The following is a 1,427-nucleotide window of genomic DNA, read 5'->3' as shown; positions in this document are numbered from 1 at the left end:
GGGTGATTCGGGATGCCTTTGCGTGAATGTCTCTTGGGTGCTTCTGTTGCCACTGTGGTCCCCACTACTAATGTGATGGTCCCCTCCACTCTGCGAGCGGATACGCTTGTAGGGTGTTTTCGTTTCTGGCGCGGGAGATCATCATGGAAAGCGTAACGCTGATAGGCATCGATCTGGGCAAGCACTCGTTTCACCTACACGGTCAGGATCGTCGAGGCAAGGCTGTGTTTTGCAAGAAGGTGAGCCGCAGGCAGTTGTACGAATTCTTCGCCAAGTTCCATGCTTGCACGGTAGTCATGGAATCCTGTGCTGGAGCGCATTACCTAGCCCGCAAGCTGGCGAATTTCGGCCATCAGGTCAAACTCATCTCGCCGCAGTTCGTGAGACCGTTTGTCAAGAGCAACAAGAACGACTTTGTGGATGCCGAGGCGATCTGCGAAGCGGCCTCGCGTCCGTCGATGCGTTTCGTGACGCCGAAGACGGAATCGCAGCAGACCTTGTCGGTACTGCACAGACTGCGAGAATCGCTGGTGCACGATCGCACAAAGGCTATCAATCAGATGCACGGATTCCTGCTCGAATTCGGTATCAGCCTGCCGACCGGCTTGGCGATCATCAAGCGCTTGCCGGCGGTATTGGCTGAACATGCGTTGCCGCCTTATCTAGTCAGCACGCTTGAGCGTCTGCACGCACATTTCAAGTATCTCGATGGGCAGATCGGCGAGATCGAGAAGGAAATTCGCCAGCAACTGGCGGACGACGATCTCGGCCAGAGATTACTGAGCATTCCGGGTGTGGGCCCGATTACGGCAAGTGTCCTGGCAGCGGAGATGGGTGACGGCCAGCAATACGGATGCAGCCGAGATTTTGCCGCGTCGGTCGGCCTTGCACCACGGCAGTACAGCACAGGCGGCCGAGCCAATTTGCTAGGCATCAGCAAGCGTGGCGACAAGAATCTAAGGCGTTTGCTGGTGCAATGCGCGCGGGCCTACATGCAGCGCCTGGACCGGCAGACGGGGCGGCTGGCCGACTGGGTGCGATCTCTACTAACGCGCCGGCATTCCAACGTGGTGGCCTGTGCGCTTGCGAACAAGCTGGCGCGAACTGCCTGGGCACTTGCGATGCACGGTACGACTTTCGAAATGGAGGGCTCCGGCATGTCAGCCTGAACCCTCCATTCACCACAGTACCAACGTATCCATCTGGTTTTGCGACGACTGAAATTTGATGACGTGAACGGCACAACGGCCTGACAGACACCCTGGCCACCAAATCGGCTCTCGAAGCCGAACTACTTTTAAGAACTGTCAGGCGCGACTCTCATCGTGGCGCGGGGAGCCATCCCCTCAATGACGCCGGATAGATTTTGGCAAGCCAACCACACCGTCAAAGATCAGGGTTGCAAAAACGGAGGGGACCATAGATTT

The 1,427-nt window shown here is 57.1% G+C and carries 1 protein-coding gene; it reads left to right on the top strand.

Annotation, left to right across the window (positions count from 1 at the left end; translation table 11 throughout):
* Positions 1–143 precede the first annotated feature (143 nt).
* Positions 144–1,169: an IS110 family transposase gene (locus PSUB009319_RS22710; RefSeq protein ID WP_124384422.1), complete on the top strand. Its 1,026-nt coding sequence runs from the start codon at positions 144–146 to the stop codon at positions 1,167–1,169.
* The last annotated feature ends 258 nt before the right edge of the window (positions 1,170–1,427 follow it).

Source organism: Ralstonia sp. SET104, from assembly GCF_003851545.1.
In the GTDB taxonomy this organism is placed as follows: domain Bacteria; phylum Pseudomonadota; class Gammaproteobacteria; order Burkholderiales; family Burkholderiaceae; genus Ralstonia.
The sequence above is the reverse complement of the archived record's forward strand: the minus strand, read 5'-3'. Positions and strand labels throughout refer to the sequence as shown.